16 protein-coding genes and 1 other RNA gene are annotated in these 19,241 nt (G+C 55.5%); 15 read left to right on the forward strand and 2 right to left on the reverse strand.

The features are described from left to right. Window positions 1-111 precede the first annotated feature (111 nt). The 8 genes from smpB (at window position 112) to O9H32_RS22380 (ending at window position 9,005) form a co-directional block, all read left to right on the forward strand. A complete protein-coding gene (gene smpB / locus O9H32_RS22345; RefSeq protein WP_269868338.1) occupies window positions 112-597 on the forward strand; it encodes an SsrA-binding protein SmpB in 486 nt (161 codons plus the stop codon). Between the two features lie 183 nt (window positions 598-780). Beyond that, window positions 781-1,144, forward strand: a transfer-messenger RNA (tmRNA) gene (ssrA, locus tag O9H32_RS22350). Between the two features lie 118 nt (window positions 1,145-1,262). Further along, window positions 1,263-2,057, forward strand: coding sequence for a hypothetical protein (locus O9H32_RS22355; RefSeq protein WP_269868339.1), 795 nt, complete (start codon window positions 1,263-1,265; stop codon window positions 2,055-2,057). Then, a complete protein-coding gene (locus O9H32_RS22360; protein WP_269868340.1) occupies window positions 2,033-3,508 on the forward strand; it encodes a hypothetical protein in 1,476 nt (491 codons plus the stop codon). Before O9H32_RS22355 ends, O9H32_RS22360 begins: the two co-directional genes overlap by 25 nt. A gap of 335 nt (window positions 3,509-3,843) precedes the next feature. After that, entirely contained in the window at window positions 3,844-5,718 is a 1,875-nt protein-coding gene (locus O9H32_RS22365) for a PAS domain-containing hybrid sensor histidine kinase/response regulator (RefSeq protein WP_269868438.1), read from the forward strand. Between the two features lie 350 nt (window positions 5,719-6,068). Next, the gene (locus O9H32_RS22370) at window positions 6,069-6,698 is read left to right on the forward strand and encodes a hypothetical protein (RefSeq protein ID WP_269868341.1); all 630 of its coding nucleotides are present in this window, start codon (window positions 6,069-6,071) and stop codon (window positions 6,696-6,698) included. Continuing rightward, window positions 6,695-8,398, forward strand: a complete 1,704-nt coding sequence (locus tag O9H32_RS22375) for a GMC family oxidoreductase N-terminal domain-containing protein (protein ID WP_269868342.1) — start codon at window positions 6,695-6,697, stop codon at window positions 8,396-8,398. The genes O9H32_RS22370 and O9H32_RS22375 overlap by 4 nt, the downstream gene beginning before the upstream one ends. 70 nt (window positions 8,399-8,468) lie before the next feature. After that, on the forward strand, window positions 8,469-9,005 hold the full coding sequence (locus O9H32_RS22380; RefSeq protein WP_269868343.1) for a DUF3231 family protein: 537 nt from the start codon (window positions 8,469-8,471) through the stop codon (window positions 9,003-9,005). 235 nt (window positions 9,006-9,240) lie between these two features. On the opposite strand, the gene O9H32_RS22385 is transcribed toward O9H32_RS22380, so the two are convergent. Beyond that, window positions 9,241-10,044 (reverse strand): helix-turn-helix domain-containing protein, encoded by an 804-nt coding sequence (locus O9H32_RS22385; protein WP_269868344.1) that lies wholly within the window; start codon window positions 10,042-10,044, stop codon window positions 9,241-9,243. A gap of 127 nt (window positions 10,045-10,171) precedes the next feature. Between O9H32_RS22385 and O9H32_RS22390 the strand changes: the two genes are divergently transcribed. The 3 genes from O9H32_RS22390 to O9H32_RS22400 all read left to right on the forward strand — a co-directional run bounded on the left by O9H32_RS22390 (window position 10,172) and on the right by O9H32_RS22400 (window position 12,395). Then, complete coding sequence (locus tag O9H32_RS22390; protein ID WP_269868345.1) at window positions 10,172-10,630, forward strand: SRPBCC domain-containing protein; 459 nt, start codon at window positions 10,172-10,174, stop codon at window positions 10,628-10,630. 222 nt (window positions 10,631-10,852) lie between these two features. Continuing rightward, window positions 10,853-11,050 carry a hypothetical protein gene (locus O9H32_RS22395; RefSeq protein WP_269868346.1) on the forward strand — a complete coding sequence of 66 codons (198 nt, stop codon included), beginning with the start codon at window positions 10,853-10,855 and terminating at the stop codon, window positions 11,048-11,050. A gap of 256 nt (window positions 11,051-11,306) precedes the next feature. Continuing rightward, window positions 11,307-12,395 carry an inorganic phosphate transporter gene (locus tag O9H32_RS22400; protein WP_269868347.1) on the forward strand — a complete coding sequence of 363 codons (1,089 nt, stop codon included), beginning with the start codon at window positions 11,307-11,309 and terminating at the stop codon, window positions 12,393-12,395. Between the two features lie 84 nt (window positions 12,396-12,479). Here O9H32_RS22400 and O9H32_RS22405 read toward each other — a convergent pair whose 3' ends face one another. Continuing rightward, window positions 12,480-13,772: an amino acid permease gene (locus tag O9H32_RS22405; RefSeq protein WP_269868348.1), complete on the reverse strand. Its 1,293-nt coding sequence runs from the start codon at window positions 13,770-13,772 to the stop codon at window positions 12,480-12,482. A 118-nt stretch (window positions 13,773-13,890) separates the two neighbouring features. Here O9H32_RS22405 and O9H32_RS22410 point away from each other — a divergent pair, with 118 nt between their 5' ends. From O9H32_RS22410 to O9H32_RS22425, 4 genes are all read left to right on the forward strand, one after another. Beyond that, on the forward strand, window positions 13,891-14,796 hold the full coding sequence (locus O9H32_RS22410; protein WP_269868349.1) for a LysR family transcriptional regulator: 906 nt from the start codon (window positions 13,891-13,893) through the stop codon (window positions 14,794-14,796). Window positions 14,797-14,983: 187 nt separating this feature from the next. Continuing rightward, entirely contained in the window at window positions 14,984-15,862 is an 879-nt protein-coding gene (gene efeO / locus O9H32_RS22415) for an iron uptake system protein EfeO (RefSeq protein ID WP_269868439.1), read from the forward strand. A 1-nt stretch (window position 15,863) separates the two neighbouring features. Continuing rightward, the gene (efeB, locus tag O9H32_RS22420) at window positions 15,864-17,141 is read left to right on the forward strand and encodes an iron uptake transporter deferrochelatase/peroxidase subunit (RefSeq protein ID WP_269868350.1); all 1,278 of its coding nucleotides are present in this window, start codon (window positions 15,864-15,866) and stop codon (window positions 17,139-17,141) included. A gap of 19 nt (window positions 17,142-17,160) precedes the next feature. Next, complete coding sequence (locus O9H32_RS22425; protein WP_269868351.1) at window positions 17,161-18,954, forward strand: FTR1 family iron permease; 1,794 nt, start codon at window positions 17,161-17,163, stop codon at window positions 18,952-18,954. Window positions 18,955-19,241 lie beyond the last annotated feature (287 nt).

The following is a 19,241-nucleotide window of genomic DNA, read 5'->3' on the forward strand; positions in this document are numbered from 1 at the left end:
GCGCCTCTGCCCGGCGAAGCGGGTCTCTTGATTTCGGGGGATAGGGTCTGGTACAATGGACTCTATCCCTGTTGTTTGGGGAATTGTGGTGAAGCAGGAGGTCATGCGAAGATGGCACAGAAGAATCCGAATGAAGGCAAGCTGCTGGCTCAGAATAAGAAGGCATCCCACGATTATTTTATCGAGGATACCTACGAATGCGGGCTGGTGCTGACAGGGACGGAGATTAAGTCGCTTCGGCTCGGCAAAGCCAACATCGGGGACGCGTTCGCAACCATCCGTAACGGCGAAGCTTTCATTCACAACATGCATATCTCTCCCTTCGCTCAGGGAAACCGGTTCAACCCGGAAGATCCGACTAGAGCGCGTAAGCTGCTTCTGCGCAAAGAGCAGATCAGCAAGCTGCTCGGCCAAGCGAAGCAGGAAGGGTATACGATTGTGCCGCTGAAGGTCTATGTGCGCAACGGATACGCCAAGCTCTTGATCGGCCTCGGACGAGGAAAGAAGCAGTTCGACAAACGCGAATCCGCAGCGAAGAAAGATGCCCAGCGTGAGATTGCACGGGCACTGCGCGAGAAGCAGAAGGTAGCCAGATAAGCCGCTTCAGCGAACTGGGTGATCTTCCAGATAGTCGGGTGTTCCTTTTGCCCGCGAGTATGCTATAATAAACAAGCAGCCGGGGATAAGCGGTAACGAGCTTCCTGAAGCGGCTGAGATTCACGGTAAGAGATTAGCGCAAGACCAGCATCAATTTCAGTAGACCGCACAGTCTACCAATCCGGGGACGTTCTTGGATTCGACGGGGGTAGTACGAGCGCGGGTTGCGGGTAGTGGGGACGCGTCCACTTCATCAACGCTAAAGCCTATTAAATGGCAACCAAAAACAAACCTACGCTTTCGCAGCTTAATAACCTGTGAGCGTGCCTCTACTCTGTATCGCCCATGTACCGGGATAGGGGCTCAACCTTAGTGGGATACACTGTCTCATCTCCGCCTGCGGTGAGCTGAAGAAGACAATCAGGCTGACCCAACGCTGAGCCGGTTACGGGGCGCTGCTCGGGTGACATCAAAACTGTGACTACACCCGTAGATGCCTGTGTGGCGTTGCCTTCGGACAGGGGTTCGACTCCCCTCGTCTCCATAGCTAAAAACAGGGAGCTACCTTAAAAGGTAGTTCCCTGTTTCTTATTCTTGAAGTAAATATCAGTTTTTAATAATATATTATCATACTGTTTGATTGCTAAGATGGGGGAACATTTAAAATGAGTGTAGCTCTGCATCCATTAGGATACTTATTATGCGGTAAACAAGAAGATTCTAATATTGAGATCAATAATGTATTAAGCCGGCTAAATATAACGATCAGCAAGTTTATCAGAAAATTACTTAGTGTAGACCTGTTAAATGAAGATGAAAGGGAATTAGCTCCATTCTATGCAAGGACCATATTTGAGGCGGCGGGGACCGCTTTACTCGCTAGATTAGATCCTTTTCGTGTCTTAATAGTTTATAAAGTACAATCATCAACAAATTATGATGTTACAAAAAGGTCTAATGTAGCATTACAATGGACGGGAGATATTATTGCTTCCGCCAAACCTAAAGGTGATATCTGGAATCCGGAACAAAAAGCAAACGATTACGATAGAGCATTGCTTAGTAATTATTTTGGGGAGTTATTTTGGAAGCCTGGGTTTCTGAATCTCATAGATTTTTTACCTTCTTATAATTTTACTAAATCTAGTGATTGGAAGGATAAGTTGGAGCAAAGAGAGGAAACCCAATTTTTTGAAATGTCCAAAACCGAGGCAAGTAATCTATTTTCTGCTTTTTCAAAAGGTGTGCACTATGAATTTTTAGTGAATACTGAGAGTGTATACGATGCTACGACTGTTCAAGATTTTATTCTAAGAATGATCCAAATAACTTCTGATTTGGGGGTAGTCAGTCACTTTGGCGGACTAATGGCTTTCTCTTTATCCAAGCAAGAAGCGGTGGATTATTATTTGGAAGTTGAGGAGATGGCACGATTATGGCGCAAGAGAATGGACTCGTAAATTTGATATTAGCTTCCGAAGACTTTTCTGCAGAAGAGTTTATTAAGTATCATCATTTTATGAGTTATGAGGAGAATATAATTAAGAAACTTATGGCACATGGGCCAGTCTTGCTTAAAGGTGGAAGAGGAGCTGGTAAGAGTGCTCTATTACGTGAAGCGGATAGAAGGTTAAATGAGAATAGTGCTGGCTCTAATGCTATTGGCATTTATTTAAGTCTTCGACATTTACCCTTATTAAGAACCAGAGGAAAACAGTATGAAGTAGAATTATTGCGGATATTAATTGATAAAATTAGTAAAGAGTCCTTCGGGAAATATGGATTTGTGTTTTCGTCTGAACCAGAAGTGTATGAAGTACACAAAGAGTTAGTAAGGCTTTCAGAATATGTTGGCAAGAGAGTTGTCTTGTTTTTTGATGACGCTGCCCATATTGGTAGGGAGGCCGCGCTAGAAGAATTCTTTGATGTTTTTAGGACACTTTCTAGTAGTAATGTTTCTTGTAAAGCGGCCATTTATCCAGGCGTTACTCGATTTGGAAACCGATTTGACATATACAACGATGCGACGGTGGTCGAAATTTCCAGAAGGGAAGACCAGGAAGACTTTGATGAGTTCTTTTATATGGTCATGCAGTCTCGTTTTTCAGAAGAGCTTCCAAATAGGAACTTTTCAATTAATATTAAAGAAGCAGCATCCTTCTTAGGACAAGCAGTAGTTGGAAATGTACGTTCATACGTTAAAGCATGCTCGATTCTTCTAAATACGGAGAAAACTATTGGGTTCCCCATTCTATCTGAGGTTATGTTGGAATTGAGTCGAGATTATTATTGGCCAATGATTGATGAAATACGATTAAAAATTGGTATATATGAAGCATTAATCGAACCTTCTGAAAACTTAGCGGAAACATTATATCAGCAATGTGGTGCGAAAAACGTAACATCATGTATCATCCACAGAAATATTGTAAATAAGTTAGATAAAGCATTGGAAATTTTGGAATATACCGGATTTATCGCTAGAAGAGAGGTTTCTCGTGGGATGAAGTCAGGTGGGAGAGGAACAAGATTTGTATTAAATTTATGTAATTTACTTGAGGTAATACCAGGAACTAGATTAACCAAAGAGTTATTTGACCAGTGGAGGAAACGCGAAGGCGAAGACATACAGTTCTCACAGAATAGCTCTTTAATTAATATAGAGTGGCCAGAAATACCTGAGGATAAAAACCTATCAATTCTGGAGCTTCCAATAGAGAAATTAAAAAAGTCAGATATGTTTCCTTATGGCATCACTGATAACAAGTTAGAAATTTTAAAAGAGAAGGGATATGACACTGTAGGAAAACTAGCGGAAGCATCTGATGAAGAGATTTTAAGAATTGACGGAATAGGTGAGAAATCATTGGATCGGTTTAAGAGTGTCTTAGGTCAAGCGATCTGGATGTAGACACGCAACGCAGAAGTCAGGGTTCGTCTCCATATCATGACTAGAAAAAGAACTTCATCTGGCACATAGCCAGCCGAAGTTCTTTTTTTTCTTCACCCCCGCGTCACCTCCAGAGTGAGGATAACGACGCGATAATCGAGCTCTTCCGGGTTATCGCGGCTGATGAAATAGATGATTCCTCTTTCATTGGCTGCTTGTTTACGTATATACTATAGATTGGAAAAAGTTGTGGGGTCAGCTGTAGGCGTGCAAAATGGAATCCGGTAAGATGAGGGGCGGGGTGCTCCGTCTTCAGACGATTGGACTAAGAAAAGGTGAGCCGAGTGAGCGACAATATGAACTTTTTGGGTGATATTACCATATTTATCTCACCTGATTACATGATCCGAAATGTTAATAAATCGATTTTTAATTTTTTGCAATATACAGAAGAGCAGCTGATCGGCAAGCCCATAGGGCAGATTCTCCCGGTCTATGATTTGGCGTGGGTGAAGACTCGGGATTACCAGCCGTTCAGGGATACGGAAATCGTCAATCAGAACGGGGATACCCTTCCCGTGGCGGTCTCCGCCAGCACGATTCGCGATAAACACAACAATCTCCTGGGGATTTGGTTGCTTCTAGGGGATGTAGAGGGCGAGAATCATAACCGGATTCCGCTAAGGGACTTGGAACAGCGATACCGGGCCATGACAGATCATGCGCTGGATGCCGTCATTGTCATGAATGCCGAAGGCCGGATTATCGAATGGAACGGACGGGCGGAAGTGGAGTTCGGCTGGGGGGAGCACGAGGCGGTCGGAAGGGATCTGGCTGAGCTGATCATTCCCCTGCCTTATCGGCAAAGGCACAAACAGGGCTTGGCCCGTTTTATAGAGAACGGCGAAAAAAGGATCCTCAACAAACGCCTCGAATTAACGGCGCTTCACCGGGATGGTCATGAATTTCCGATTGAGCTGACTGTAACGCCCATTGAGTGGGGGAAGAGCTATCTTTTTAGTGCCTTTGTAAGGAACATCACCGAGCGGAAGACCGCAGAAAAGGAGCTCATCCTGGCTAAGGAGAGAGCGGAAGCCGGGGCAAGGGCCAAAAGCGAATTCCTTGCCACCATCAGCCATGAGATCCGGACACCGCTGAACGGGATCGTGGGGATGACTACCTTATTAAAAGACACGGTACTCTCGCCGGATCAGGAAGAGTATATCGATTATCTGGTCAAAAGCGAGAATGCCTTACTCTCTGTCATTAATGATGTGCTGGATTATTCCAAAATCGAATCCGGAAATATACAACTCCACACGGAGCCTTTGGAGCTGAGTACGTGCATCCTCGAGATCATCGATCTGCTGTCCGTATCGATACGGGGAAAACCACTGGAGATCAGTTACAGCGTGGATACGCGGATTCCGGCCACTCTTGTCGGTGATCTGGGGCGGCTCAGACAGGTGTTGATCAATCTGGTGGGGAACGCCATCAAATTCACCGATCAGGGACGGATTCATATCGAGGCGGTATTGCTCGGCGAGACGCGGGGTGAGATCAAGTTGCAAATCTCGGTGCAAGATACGGGCATCGGGGTTCCGAAGGAATTGGAGGAGAGGCTGTTCGAGCCGTTCTATCAGCGGGATTCGTCCAATACGAGAAAATATGGTGGAACGGGGCTGGGGCTGGCCATCTCCAAAAAGTTGGTCAGGCTCATGGGCGGGGAGATCTGGCTGGAACCAACGGACGGGGAAGGGGCAGCCTTTTCATTCACCGTTGTGATGGAGCGGAGCGGGCTTCCAACGGATAAACAACCCGAACCAAGCGTAGCGGAAGAACATGTACCGGCGCCTAATCCGGTGCTGAAGCTATTGATCGCAGAAGATCATCGGGTGAATCAAAGGGTACTTCTGAAGATACTCGAAAAATTAGGGTACCAAGCGGATGTCGCAACAACGGGGGGCGAGGTTCTGAAGTACCTGCAGCAGAGAAAGTATGATCTTATCTTTATGGATATTCAGATGCCTGAGATGGATGGCATAGAAGCGACGAAGAAGATTCGCGGGGAGATTCCGCAGGATAGGCAGCCGAAGATTATTGCGATCACCGCGAGTGCCTTTGAAAGTGACAAAGAGGCTTGTTTGGCCGCAGGGGTGGACGGTTATCTCAGCAAACCCATCCGATTGGAACAAATCAGGGAGTCCCTGCGCCTGATAGATAAGGGATAATCGGCAAAGGGAAAGGAGCCCTGCCGTTGCAATGCGGCAGATGGCCTCTATAATTATGTCTAAGTATGGCCACCAGCCAGGGAGGCGCAGCAAGTGGGTCAACAAAGGAGTTCCTTCAGGGGCAATGTCATTTAGATAAGCTCAGCGCTTTAACTTAATGACATTGCCCCCGGGGGGCTCCTTTGTTTTGTATTCGGTCTCGTTCCGCGTGATCCTGCCATCAGCAGCAAAGGTCTTTTTGTCCCATCGGACATACCTGAGGCCATCTGCAAATATATGTATTGTATACAGGATCCCGGTTAGACGAAACGGACGGTGAATGCATGTCGCGACCGAAGGAAAGCGTGGGAATGGATTACGGCACGCGAAGAACTTTTCAAGCACTGGTGGATGCCATCCTGCCGCCTGTATGCGGCTGCGCGGCAGGAGCCGTACCTACAGCCGGGGCGGTCCAGCTTGGCGTGGATCTCTTCGTGATGGAAGAACTGGACCGTTCGCAATTTGTTCCGGCGGACGAGAAGCTGCCCCCCGCTCCTCTCACCGAGTCAACGGCCCGGCTGCTGGATATCGGGGCCGGGGAGTGGATCCGGCGGATGGGGATGCCCCATCCCATAAGTGGCTGGATGTTCCCCGCCGGCGGGATCTATGCCGCTCTACCCCGTGCAGACCGGCTGCAGACACTCGCCCTGCTGGACCGGGTCCAAGTCCCGCTTCACCTGCTGCCCCCTCCTTATCATAACAACCCCGGGATGGTGCAAACGATGGTCGACTCGCTGCACCAACTCACGATGTTCGGTTATTATTCGGAATGGGTCGGGTATGGAACAACCCGGCTGCGGCCTCCGGGCAGCCGCCGTTTGGAGTTCGAGCCGCCGGGCTGGCGTCTGGCCGGCTATCCGGGTCCCTCCTACGGATACCGGGCTCTTCGCGGATGGGCGGGCCCGAGCTCTTGCCGGGGATCGGAGGGAAGTACCGTATGACGGAACCCGATGTGATCGTGATCGGCTCCGGCGGCGGCGGGGCCGTGATGGCTAAGGAGCTCGGGGAGAAGGGGCTGAATGTTCTGGTGTTGGAAGCAGGCCCCTGGTACGGGAATTCGCAGTGGCCCGAACCGAATAAGGCGCCGGGGGCGCTAAGCGGTACGGATCCCGGCGATTTGGATATCGCCCTCCTCAGGGAGCAGTACAACAAGCGGGAAGAGGACATGAATGACCTCATTACAGGCAAGCTTCGCTGGGGTCCCGCCGACCGGAGCCGCGCCCCCTGGTTTCGCAATGTGACGGAACGGGGATTCGTATGGCAAAGTTCCGGTGTCGGGGGGACGACGCAGATCTATCTCGCCAATTCGCCCCGTGCCTTCCCGGCAGCGGTTGACGGGATATGGCCCCTCTCCTACCGCGAGCTCATTCCTTATTACGAGAAGGTGGAGGCGACGCTGCCGGTAGCCTTCGCGCCGATGAGCCCCAAGGAGGAGTTATTCTTCTATGGTGCGAAGCAGGCGGGGTGGAAGCCCATTCCTACCTTAGATGTACGAACACCCGGCTATCGTCCACAGCCGAACGCGATTCTGCCTCCGAATGGGCAGCTGATGAATCCGGATTATTCGACCGAAGCGTTATCTCGGATGGAAGGCTGCACCCTGGCAGGCCATTGTATCAACGGCTGTCCGCATGGGCCTTCGGTGGATCGAGTGGCCAAGCGTTCGGCCAATGTCAGCTATATCCCGCTTGCGCTGCGCACGGGCCGGGTAACGATCAGGCCCAATGCGTTCGTCACCCGAATTGTGACCGAGAAGCACCCGGCGGAGGGGCTTCGTGCCGTCGGCGTACAGATACGGGACACGTGGACAGGGGAAATGGACGAGGTCAGAGCGGCCGTCGTCGTGATGGCAGCCGGAGCGATCGAAAGCCCACGGCTGTGGCTGAACTCAGGTCTCCCTTCCAATCCGTGGGTAGGCAGGGGGCTCGTCAATCACTATATCGATTGGGTCACCGGTATGTTCGATGAATGCGATCTGGTGCCCCTATTGGGAAGTCCTGAGATTAACCCCTTCATGGGTCATACCTCGGGCGCCAGGCTCGATTATCCCGGACTAGGCTCTATTCTGGTGACCGGAATGAGTCCGGGTCTCACCGCCTCGATGAGCTTTGGGGTAAGCCAATCCGGATACAGCCCGGTGCATCCGCCCCATCCCGGCCATGGAGGATACGCACGGGGGCGGGTCGTAGGTCCCCGGATGCAGCACTGGATGGAGAATTACCGGAGAACCTTAAGCCTCGCCATCACCGCGGATGACGGGGTGAATCCCCGCAACGGGGTGACGCTGGATCCGCTTCAAAAGGACGAACATGGCCCGGTGCCAAAGATCAGTTATGTGCCGGGTGTCCAGGGGGTGAGAAACCGTAATGGGCTGATGCAAATTGCCGTTGACATTCTACGGAAAGCAGGGGCCAGGAAAGTGCTCCGGACGGATTGGCCGGCATCCCTGATGATCCATATGGAGAGTACGATGAGGATGGGGGGCGTCGTCGACGGGAATGGCGAGTCCTATCAAGTCAAACGATTATACATAGCCGATAACAGCGTGCACTTTAACGGACTCGGCGGAGCGAATCCTACGCTTACAACCCAAGCTCTTGCGACTCGAACCTCCGAGAAATTGGCGGAGCTCTATTTTTAGAGATGATCGTTCATGCAATAAAATCCAAGCGTGTGGGCAAGCTAAGGAATAAAAAACTGGAGCTGTCCGCATGAATATATTCGAAATATTTAAAGATGCCGTCAAACCCTTCCTTGATGGCGAGAAGCCGCCCCTGAATGTGGGTGAAGTTATGAACCTCTGGTTCTATCTGACGGCTACGGAACAAACCCTGCGCGGTGAACAGGTGTCCTATAATATTGTCGAGGATCAGGAACTGAAGGAAAAGGTGAAGGATGTCATCACCGATGTGCACCGTCCCATTTTGGCCGAGATCATGGAGTTCCTCCAAGCCGAAGGCGTACCGGTGCCGGTTATCCCGCCAGACAAACCGGTCGGTGACTTCCGCCATATCCCGGAGGGCTCCAAAATGTCGGATGAGGAAGTGGCGAACCTGCTCAGTTTCAATGTCGTGCTCGGGATCAATTATGCCTGCCGGGGCATGACCGAGGCGGTCCGCCCGGATGTGGCGGCGATGTTCGTGAAGTTCCAGATGAAAAAGATGACCTATGCCATTACGCTGAGAGAGTTGTTATTGAGAAAAGGATGGATGAAGGCCCCGCCCTATTATCATCCGGCCTCAAGCTAGAGGAGGCGGGGGCCTCTTGGCAGGATAGAAAAGGGATGGACCCGGCCCACGGAAAGGAAGCCTTGCCGCTCTGCTGCGGCAAGGCTTCTTGATCTGTCTGCGGAATACGGGTCAACTTGGATGCGGGCTGCCTTGAGAGGTAGGAGCAGATTGGAGTCTGTTTATCCCCGACTGGGTGTCCCGTGGTTGGGAGAGCCCGGTGATTGCTTGTCGATGAACGGCAGGCCCTGGCTGCTCATCCTGTTTCCTTCGCGTACTGATCCGGCGTCCGTCCGACGACCGACTTGAAGGCTTTGATAAAATGCGCCTGATCGTGATAACCAAGCTCCACCGAGAGCTTCAGCGCATCGCCATGGCGGCCTTGTTCTATAGCTTCCGCCGCATTCTGGAGCCGGTACAGCTGGATGACCCACTTGGGTGTGAGGCCGACATATTGGTGGAAGAGGCGCTGGAGCCTCCGGACGCTGAGTCCGAACGCCCCCGCAATGTGGTCCACACGGGTCATCTCCCGGTCCTGCATGATGCGCTCCACGATGGTCTGAAGGAGGGCGACCTTCCCGTCCTGCGGAGGAAGGTACGGCCGGATGAGCGCTTCCGCGAGTTCGATCATCCGGCGCTCCTCGGACTGCAAGAGAATCGATTCCTCAAGGGCCCTAGGATCGCCACCGAACACGGAGCTGACTTCCAGAGGGCGGCCCGTCCATGAGGAGGCGGGCTGCCGGAAGAACGGATAGAAGCCGCCCGGTTTGAACTTCACGCCGAACACGCAGCCCCGGCCCTGAAGGAGATGGGTGAACTTGTGCCTCGAAGGGCCGAAGATGGCGGACTTGTTTCTCTCCACAACGAGATTGACACAGGGATTCGGAATTACCTCTTGGAGGTGGGTTTCCCCCTCCTCCAGCTCCCAGCGGACGATCCAATAATGCTTTACGAAGAAACTGAGTTCCCCGGAGGGTGTGTGCCTTGTCAGCCGGAATTTGGGGCTGTCCTCCTGCAGGTTCAGTACGCCCATGCCGGGGCGGGGACTATTCGAGTTCATACCGTTCACTCCCGCTTATGAGATGGGAAGGCTTGTCGCGTTTTTACAATACTTGGGGGGTCTGAATCGCTATACTCATAGTACCACACCTCAAGCAGTATAAAATCAGAAGGAGTGAAGGAACGCAATGGAACAGAAAGCACTAAAGTACGAGTTCTATATCGGCGCAGGGGTCGAAGATGTATGGAACGCCTTCATCTCGCCGGAAGGGACACGTCAAACGTTCTACGGTTGTGTACTCCACTCCACCTTCGAGCAGGGGGCGAGGTTCGAGTATATCGGCCCGGGCAAGGAAGGGGAAGAGACCGTTCATGTATACGGCACGATCCTCACGTATGAGCCCTACAAAGAGATCAGCTATCTGGAGCATCCGGGTCCCTCGTATTACGAGCAGCACGCCGAACTCGAATCGCGGGTCACATTCACGCTGGAGACCGTGGGAGCCACCACCAAATTGACGCTCGTCAACGACGGCTGGAGTCCGGAGCATCCCGCCTTTAAGAATACGGAGAATCACTGGTGGATGATCCTCAGCAACATCAAGACCGTAGCCGAGACGGGCAAGGCCCTGGACTTCGGTTGGTAAAAGGCGCCCTTCGGGGCGTTTTTGCTTTCAGAAAAGGGGGACCGGCTGCCAAATGTGCCGGATAAAGAACGATTCGGGAGGATCCTGCCGGATGTTTGGGAATAGGCGAGGTGAGGGCGCCTTAGCCATCCTTAGGGGACTTTACCCGGCCTCAGCCGCGGTCAGCCCGTTTTTCATGAAAATCCGTCTTTGTTATACTAAAGGGGACCGGATTCAACCATCATGAAAAGCAGGGAGCTGGACGAATTGACTTATACGGAATTGCTCGGACGACGGAGTGAAATCTTGAAGCGCCATATTGGCAGCCTGATCAACAAGGATAATCAATACGGGCTGAGCGAACAGGAGAATCACAGGTTCAAGGATATGGTCAAAGAACTGCATCGCAACCGGTACGAATTGAATGCAAGCAGGAAGTAGCGTGTTCCGGGAGGGACACTGCACGGGCTTCCCTTGTCCCCATAAGCCAGGCGGAAGAGCATCCCATTGCGGGATGCTTTTTTGTTGTCGGCACGGGGAAGGAGCAGGGCTCCGGATGCTTTTTTTCATAATGGGGCGCAAGGGGTAATTCCTGTATTGACGGACTACCGCAGGTGGGCTACAATAACCGATAAAACGACTCGACATACTTAGAGTTTGGTGAAAAGATATCCGGCGAAAGAGAGGGGAAGCCTGCATGTGGGTAACGTGGATCGCGATCGGCATTGCCTTGTTCTTCGCGATGAATATCGGTGCGAGCGGGGCGGCCGCGTCGATGGGCGTGGCTTACGGAAGCGGAGCGATTCAGCGGAAAATAACGGCGCTCTGCCTGGTAGCCGTGGGGGTCTTCCTCGGAGCTTATCTGGGCGGCGGCGAAGTGGTGAAGACGCTGGGCTCGGGGATCATTCCCTCCGGGCTGCTGACCGTACCGCTGGTGATCATCATCTTGCTGTCGGCAACGGTAACCTTGTTCGGCGCCAATATGCTCGGGATCCCGCTGTCGACCAGCGAGGTGACCGTAGGTGCCGTGGTAGGGGTAGGCATCGCTTACGAGTCGGTGTATGCGCACAGTCTGCTGCTGATCGTCTCCTTTTGGATTGCGCTGCCTGTGGTTGCGTTCGCGCTCGCTTGGGGCATGGGCCACGGCATCCGGAAGCTGGAGCGGCGCGACGCCAGATGGAAGGGCGAGGGAGACGGCTGGTGGACGAAGGGCCTCATGGGCCTCGTCATCGTTGCCGGATTCACGGAAGCCTTCTCGGCCGGGATGAATAATGTAGCCAATGCGGTCGGCCCCCTCGTAGGGGCGGGGGTAATGGGTACGGACCAAGGGATCCTCTGGGGCGGCTTGTTCGTGGCGGCGGGGGCTCTGCTGCTGGGCGGCCGGGTACTGGAGACCAACGGCAAGAAGATCACCCGGATGTCCTTGCTGCAGGGGACGGCAATATCGGGCACGGGCGGCGTGCTCGTCATCCTCTCTTCGCTGTTCGGCATCCCGGTACCGCTCACGCAGATCACTACGACGGCCATACTCGGGATGGGCTCAGCCGATCACGGATTCCAGCTGTGGCAGAAAGGCATCGTGCTCAAAATCCTGAAGGTCTGGTTGGTCTCCCCGCTGCTGTCCATGGCGGTCTCGTTCACGCTGGTGAAGCTGTTCATCGAGCCTGCCCCTTACCTGATCGTGGTCCTGATCGCGATTATGGTCTCGCTGGTCGGCTTGAAGAGTCTGTATGACACAGAACAGGCGGAGCGGCGTGCGATGAATGAAGAAGGCGCGGGCATTTAGATGTGGTGTCAACCGGCGGCAAAGAGCCCGCTTCCATATTAGGGAGGGGCTCTTTGTCATGCGTCCTTGCGGTGAGAGCGTAGGCTAAGGCAGCGTCTTGGCACCGGCGGCCGGGTGGGCGGCTCTGGCGGAGCGGATCCGCACGACGATCCAGAACACCGTGGTGATCCCGAGGGGGTACAGCATCGCCCAGCCCACGAAGGGGAAGACGGCGAGTGTGCAGAGGAATGACAGCGTGCTGACCCGCACGCCCCACCGGCTGCCCTTCAGCAGCTTCATTCCCGCCGCGCAGCCGCCGAGATACGTCAAGATGAACGTGGCGTTGGGGATCTGGATGAGCCCCGCGAGCGAGACGGATCCGCTGCCATACAAGAGGAGCACGGCGGCTGAGGACAAGGTGAGAAAAGCAAGCCCTCCCGCCGGCGTACCGAACTTGGCGGAGATGCGGCCCATCCACCGCGGAGCCTCGCCTTGGCGGGAGAGCGCACAGGCGAGCCGGGAAGCGGCTCCCGCATAAGCGATGATGCCCGCCGTACAGATGAACACGCCGGTGATGCCGGAGACCCAGGCCCCTGCCGGACCGAGCAGTTTCAGGATGACCCACACCAGGGAGGCATCGGAAGCGGCCCCCCGGTAGCTGCCCGTACCGACGACGGCAAAGGCGGTCAGAAAGTAGAGAATGCCGACGATGAAGGCGGCGAGGGTCACTCCTTGGATGGCGGCCTTCTTCGGTTCGCGGAATTCTTCGGACAGATGGGATACGGCCTCCCATCCGATGAAGCACCAGAACAGGATCGCCGTGGCCTGCCCGACACTGGCCCATCCATGGGGCATGAACGGAGTGAGGTGCACCGGGTCGATATACGGCTGGGCTCCGGCAATGGCAAGAATCAGTACGGCGATAATGGCCAGGACAACGATCAGCTGCAGCTGGCCGGCGACCTTCATCCCGATATAGTTCACGAGCAGCGCCAGAACGAGCATGCCTGCGGCAATCGCCAGCTTGGCGGGGTTCCCCCAGCCCATGGCGGCGGTCATATAGCCTGCACCCGTCAGGGCCGCTACCGGGGCCCCGATCGGCACCGACAGGAGGAAGAACCAGCCGACGAGCGAGCCGGCCCGGCTCCCGTACGCCAAGGTCACGAAGTGGGATACCCCGCCGGCATTCGGATACCGGGCTGACAGCAGGCCCATGGACCAGGCGAGCGGGAAGGTCAGCAGGGCCATCAGTCCCCAGGCGAGCAGGGACGCCGGGCCGGCGATTTCGGCAGCCAGGCCCGGGACGATGAGCACCCCGGAGCCGAGCACGGCCCCGATATAGAGAGCGACGGCCTGCGGCAGGCCTATGGTTCGCTGGAATCCGCCGGATGAATGCATTCGGATCGCTTCCTTTCGTTATTGCGGTTTATTTCATGGTAACCGATAATGAGATCATCGGTAAAACGGAATATGATGATATCATCCATCGGAAATTCCGATGAGAAGGGAGCGAAAGATGGAATCGCGATACCTGTTTACGTTCCTGGTAGTTGTCGAGGCGGGCTCCTTCACCCGGGCTGCAGCCCAGCTGGGTTACGCGCAGTCGAGCGTGACGGCCCAGATCCAGGCGCTGGAGGCCGAACTGGCGGCGCCGCTCTTCGACCGGATCGGCAAGCGCATTCTCATAACGGAGGCGGGGCGGCGTCTGCTGCCCTACGCGCAGGAGATTGCACGGCTGCATACCCTGGCGAAGGACGCGCTCCGTTCGGATGCTGAGCTTGCGGGCACGCTGGCTATAGGGGCGCCAGAATCCCTGGCAGCCTTCCGGCTGCCGGAGATTCTGCGGGAATACCGCGATGCGTATCCCAAAGTAAAAATTACGCTGAAGCCCGGCGGATGCTGGGTGCTGAGGGATCTGACGCGTTCGGGGGAGCTGGACCTCACGTTCCTGCTGCAGCCCGAGACCGACGACAGGGATCTGTTCATCCGCACGCTTGTAGAAGAGAAGATGGCGCTGGTCGCACCGCCCTCGCACCCGCTTGCCGCCTGCGATAAGGTGGAGCCCCGGCAGCTGGCCGGCGAAACGATTCTGCATACGGAGCCGGGCTGCACGTACCGTGCGATGTTCGAGCAGCACCTGCATCATCACGGCGTCTTTCCGGATCCGGATCTCGAGTTCTACAGCATTGAGACGATCAAGAACTGCGTAATGTCGGGGCTCGGATTGTCTTTCCTGCCATGGATTACAGTACAAAACGAAATCCGGGAGGGGAAGCTGGTGAGGCTGGCGTGGGATGACCGTCTGCAGCGGCCGGCCACCCAGGTGGCCCATCATACGAAAAAGTGGCGCTCGCCTGCGCTGCAGGAGTTCATGTCCTTGGTCGAACGGCATGCGGAGCAGTGGCGGATAGAGGAAGCGTAGGAGGAAGAGGAACCGGAGAAGCCGAAGGGCGACTTTTGAAATATTCACGAATAAATCTCTTGTAAAAACGACAACCCCGTCTTACAATGATATCTGTTATCAATTGCGTCAGATAATGATAATCATTATCATATTAGCTAATTAATATAGTAACTATATAATGTTAAGGGGTTGTCTTTTCGTGATTATGCATTCGCGTTCTTCTCTGGTCTCCATTCTTCTGGGCTCTTCCCTCCTTCTCTCGGCTTGCGGCCAATCGGCGGCACCTGCGGCTACGAATACCGGCCAGACCGCTAAAGAAACCGCTGCTTCCAAACCTGCCGAGGCAGCTGCCGGGGCTGATGTGCAAAAAGAAGCCATCGAAAAGTACCGCCAGTACGTGATCGGCCAAAGCGACGAGTTCGTGAAAGCGGCGGAGGCATTCACGAAAGCGGTGAAGGCGGGCGATATGGAAGCGGCCAAGAGCCTCTATGCCCCAAGCCGTATGCATTTCGAGCGCATCGAGCCGATCGCCGAATCGCTCGGTGATTTTGACCCTTGGATTGACGCGCGGGAAGGCGATGTGCCTGATAACGAGTGGAGAGGCTACCACCGCCTGGAGAAGGCGCTGTGGGAGACGAAGTCGGTAGCGGGCCAGGAACAGGTCGCCGACCAGCTCCTCCAGGACGTAAAGCAGCTGCGGGTGAAGGTGGAGAGCGTCGAGATCGATACGCAGATGCTGGTGACCGGTGCGGTGGAGCTTCTGAACGAAGTTTCCTCGAGCAAGGTTACCGGCGAAGAAGAGCGCTACTCCCATACGGATCTGTATGACTTCGCTGCGAACGTGGAAGGCGCCAGCGAGATCTACAACGTGCTGAAGGCGGCCGTAGAGAAGAAGGATGCAGCGCTGGCCGGCGAGATCAAGACCCGCTTCGCGGAACTGGATCAAGCCCTGCAGCCTTACCGCAAGGATAAAGGATTCGTCTCCTATACCGAATTGACGCCGGAACAAACCAAGAAATTGAGCCAGGCGGTCGATGCCTTGGCCGAGCCGTTATCGAAAATGGGTACTGTGATCGGGGGATAGTATGAGCGACTCATCGAAAAAGAACTTGTTTCAAAAGCCGTTCTCCCGCCGGGATGCGCTGAAGCTGGCCGGTGCCGGGGGGATCGGCCTGCTGCTTGGGGCCGGCGGCCTTAAGGCCGGCGCCTTTGGCGAAGGAGTGCTTGGCACGGCTCCCGCTCCTTCGGCGGGACGCGGGACGGTCATTCCTTTTTATGGGGACCATCAGGCGGGGATTGTCACCCCCATGCAGGATTTTATTTGTATGGGTGCGTTTGATTTGAGGGCGAAGGATCTTGGCGAGGTGCGCGAGCTGTTCAAGCGCTGGACAGAGGCAGCCGCCCGGATGTCGCAGGGGCTGAATGTGGGGGAAGAGAACAGCAACCCGCTCGTGCCGCCGGACGACACCGGCGAAGCGGCCGGGCTGCAAGCTTCGCGGACGACGATCACCTTCGGCCTCGGCGCCTCTTTCTTCGATGAGCGCTACGGCCTGTCGGGCCAGCGGCCTCCGGGGCTCGTCGATATGCCGCGCTTCAAGGGCGATGCCCTGCAGAGCGAGTGGTCGGGCGGTGATGTCGCTGTTCAAGTATGCGCCGACGATCCGCAGGTGGCGTTCCATGCGATCCGCAACCTGATCCGCATCGGGCGGGGCAAAGCGGTGCTTCGCTGGCTGCAGGAAGGCTTCCAGCGCACGGGCGCAGCCGATCCGCAGGGAGCGACGCCCCGCAACCTCATGGGCTTCAAGGACGGTACGAACAATCCGGCCGTGCATGATGCGGCAGCAGCGGATGAGATCGTCTGGGCCCGGGGGGGCGACACGCCGGCCTGGATGGCCGGAGGGAGCTATCTCGTCATGCGCCGCATCCGGATGCGCATTGAGGTGTGGGACCGGACGACGCTTGGGGAGCAGGAGGCCACGTTCGGCCGTCACCGCGATACGGGCGCCCCGCTCGGAGGGAAGGACGAATTCGAGAAGCTGGATCTGGCGAAGAAGGACGAAGCCGGGAAGCCTCTGCTTCCGGCCGACTCTCATGTCGCGCTGGCGAACATGGAGGGCAAGGTCAAGATCCACCGCCGGGGATTCTCTTATTCGAACGGAATTGACCTGAAGACCGGACAGCTTGATGCGGGACTGCTGTTCCTGTGCTATAACCGGGATCCGCGGGAGCAATTTATCCCGATGCAGCAGAAGCTGGCGGCAGCGGATAAACTTAACGAATACATCGTGCATGTGGGCAGCGGCTTGTATGCAGCTTTGCCTGGCGTGAAGCAGGGCGGATATATTGGCGATACTTTATTCTAGAAGGCTTGGGGTGTGTCTCATGAAACGTTGTCTGCTGTGGTTGTTCATGGCGGCGATGCTGTTGATGCCCGTCTCGCCGCTGTTCGCAGCAGAGACGGGTGGGTCGGCTGCAGGCCGCAGCCAGCTGATTGCCCTGGCCAGCGACGCGCTGATCGGTGCGGGAGACCGGGATTGGGCCGCGGTCTCCGCCGTTGTGGCGAAGCTGAAGGCACAGTGGGCCGCATCGTCGCCTGCCGCATCCTCCCCGGAAGCAAAGGCTGTGAACGAAGCTTTCGCGAAGGCCGATGAGGAACTGGCGAAGCCGCAGAAGGACGATAAGGCTGCGTACAGCGCGGTCTCTGCGCTTGTCAAAGCGGTGGATGCTTACGCCACCGCAGGCGACAGCGGCGCAGCTGCGGAGAAAGCGCATAAGCAGGTGCGGACGGCACTGATCCCGCTGCTGCAGAAGAGTCTGGAGGCGGCGCAGGCCGGAGATGGGGTACAGGCCAAGGCAGCCTACGCCTCTTTCGTGAGCGGCTGGGGGAAAGCCGAGAGTCTGATCCGCCAGGATAATGCGAAGATCTACGGCAGCATGGAAGTGAAGATCAGCGGGGCACGCATTGCGCTGAACACCGAGCCGATGGACACGGCCAAGGCGGCGGGCAAGCTGCAGGAGCTGATCGGGAGCCTGGAGGCTTATGCTTCCGGCAAGGAGGATGCGTCTTCGGATGCCGCCGGCTCAGACGGCGGTATCGATTCGATCAGCGGGCTGATCGGTCTGCTTGACGCGGCGGCTTCCGACGTAGAGAAGCAGCGGGGTACGGAAGCGGCGGCCAGCATGGACCGCTTCATCTCGGCATGGCCGGCGCTAGAGGGAGCGGTGAGTACGCGCTCCCCGGATGCATACGGCCGCATCGAGATCAAGATGGTCGAGGTGCCGAGCCTGCTGCTGTCCAGCCCGCCCCAGTGGGACCGGGCTGCTCTCGCGATCGGGGAGCTGCGCCGTGAACTGGAGCCTTATGCGGAAGCATCCTCTTATACGGCGTGGGATGCGGGAGTCATTATTTTCCGGGAAGGCCTGGAGGCCATTCTCATCATCTCCGCGCTGGTCGCGTTCCTGAACCGGTCAGGCAACCGTGACAAGCGGGGATGGATCTGGTCGGGTGCCGCCGCAGGGCTGGTATTCTCGGTAGGCATGGCGCTCGTATTGACGCTGATGCTCTCCAAGCTGACGGCAGGCGGTTCACGGGAACTCATCGAAGGCATCACAGGTCTGATCGCCGTCGTGTTCATGGTATCGATCGGAGCATGGCTGCACAGCAAGTCGAACCTGAAGTCATGGAACCGGTTCGTGGAGAACTCGATCGGTTCCTCCCTGGCGAAGGGAACCTTGTGGTCCTTGTTCCTGACCTCCTTCCTCTCCGTTATGCGGGAGGGGGCGGAGACGCTCATCTTCTACATGGGTATGGCACCGAGTATCTCGATGGGGGATATGGCGCTTGGAGTCGGAACGGCGCTCGCGCTGCTGGCCGTGATCGGCTTCGTCATTGTCAAGATGAGTGACCGGGTGCCGGTGCGTCCATTCTTCCTGGCGGCGAGCGTGGTGCTCTATTATCTCGCCTTTAAGTTCGTAGGCGTGTCGCTGCACGCCCTGCAGGTGACCGGCCATGTATCCGCCCATTCGTCGGACTCGCTGGTATATCTGCCTTCACTTGGGCTGTATAACTCCTGGGAGACGACGCTTCCCCAGTTGGCCATGCTGGTGGTTATCGTATGGAATGCGGTTCGCACCGAACGCAAGACGGCCGGGAAGCCGGTCCGCCGAGCGGCGTGAACACCTGCTGCAGAGTAGAAGTAGAAGTAGAAGTAGAAGTAGAAGTAGAAGTAGAAGTAGAAGTCCCTATCGGTATGTACCGGTGTGGGGCTTCTTTTTGCTGTCCGGGGGAGTGGGCAGTGCGGAACAGGGCAGTCCCCTCCGATTCCGGGGATAACATCAGATCAGATTGCGCTGATAGCTCCCGTTGGCGCGACACAAAGAGCTTCATCCTTGGCAGGATGAAGCTCTTTGTAGGCTATTGCCGAAAGTGTCACGGGCAGAGACTGTTCTTGGTGTACTGCACC

It is taken from the genome of Paenibacillus caseinilyticus (assembly GCF_027533645.1).
Taxonomy (GTDB): Bacteria; Bacillota; Bacilli; order Paenibacillales; family NBRC-103111; genus Paenibacillus_G; species Paenibacillus_G caseinilyticus.

Bases quoted from the DNA above. Each gene is read 5' to 3' on its own strand.
- O9H32_RS22360 (WP_269868340.1), top strand. From the start codon at position 2,033: ATGGCGCAAGAGAATGGACTCGTAAATTTGATATTAGCTTCCGAAGAC.
- O9H32_RS22390 (WP_269868345.1), top strand. From the start codon at position 10,172: ATGGAACAGAAAGCACTAAAGTACGAGTTCTATATCGGCGCAGGGGTC.
- O9H32_RS22355 (WP_269868339.1), top strand. From the start codon at position 1,263: ATGAGTGTAGCTCTGCATCCATTAGGATACTTATTATGCGGTAAACAA.
- O9H32_RS22380 (WP_269868343.1), top strand. From the start codon at position 8,469: ATGAATATATTCGAAATATTTAAAGATGCCGTCAAACCCTTCCTTGAT.
- efeO (WP_269868439.1), top strand. From the start codon at position 14,984: ATGCATTCGCGTTCTTCTCTGGTCTCCATTCTTCTGGGCTCTTCCCTC.
- O9H32_RS22385 (WP_269868344.1), bottom strand. From the start codon at position 10,044: ATGAACTCGAATAGTCCCCGCCCCGGCATGGGCGTACTGAACCTGCAG.
- O9H32_RS22425 (WP_269868351.1), top strand. From the start codon at position 17,161: ATGAAACGTTGTCTGCTGTGGTTGTTCATGGCGGCGATGCTGTTGATG.
- O9H32_RS22400 (WP_269868347.1), top strand. From the start codon at position 11,307: ATGTGGGTAACGTGGATCGCGATCGGCATTGCCTTGTTCTTCGCGATG.
- O9H32_RS22365 (WP_269868438.1), top strand. From the start codon at position 3,844: ATGAACTTTTTGGGTGATATTACCATATTTATCTCACCTGATTACATG.
- smpB (WP_269868338.1), top strand. From the start codon at position 112: ATGGCACAGAAGAATCCGAATGAAGGCAAGCTGCTGGCTCAGAATAAG.
- O9H32_RS22410 (WP_269868349.1), top strand. From the start codon at position 13,891: ATGGAATCGCGATACCTGTTTACGTTCCTGGTAGTTGTCGAGGCGGGC.
- O9H32_RS22395 (WP_269868346.1), top strand. From the start codon at position 10,853: ATGAAAAGCAGGGAGCTGGACGAATTGACTTATACGGAATTGCTCGGA.
- O9H32_RS22370 (WP_269868341.1), top strand. From the start codon at position 6,069: ATGGATTACGGCACGCGAAGAACTTTTCAAGCACTGGTGGATGCCATC.
- O9H32_RS22405 (WP_269868348.1), bottom strand. From the start codon at position 13,772: ATGCATTCATCCGGCGGATTCCAGCGAACCATAGGCCTGCCGCAGGCC.
- O9H32_RS22375 (WP_269868342.1), top strand. From the start codon at position 6,695: ATGACGGAACCCGATGTGATCGTGATCGGCTCCGGCGGCGGCGGGGCC.
- efeB (WP_269868350.1), top strand. From the start codon at position 15,864: ATGAGCGACTCATCGAAAAAGAACTTGTTTCAAAAGCCGTTCTCCCGC.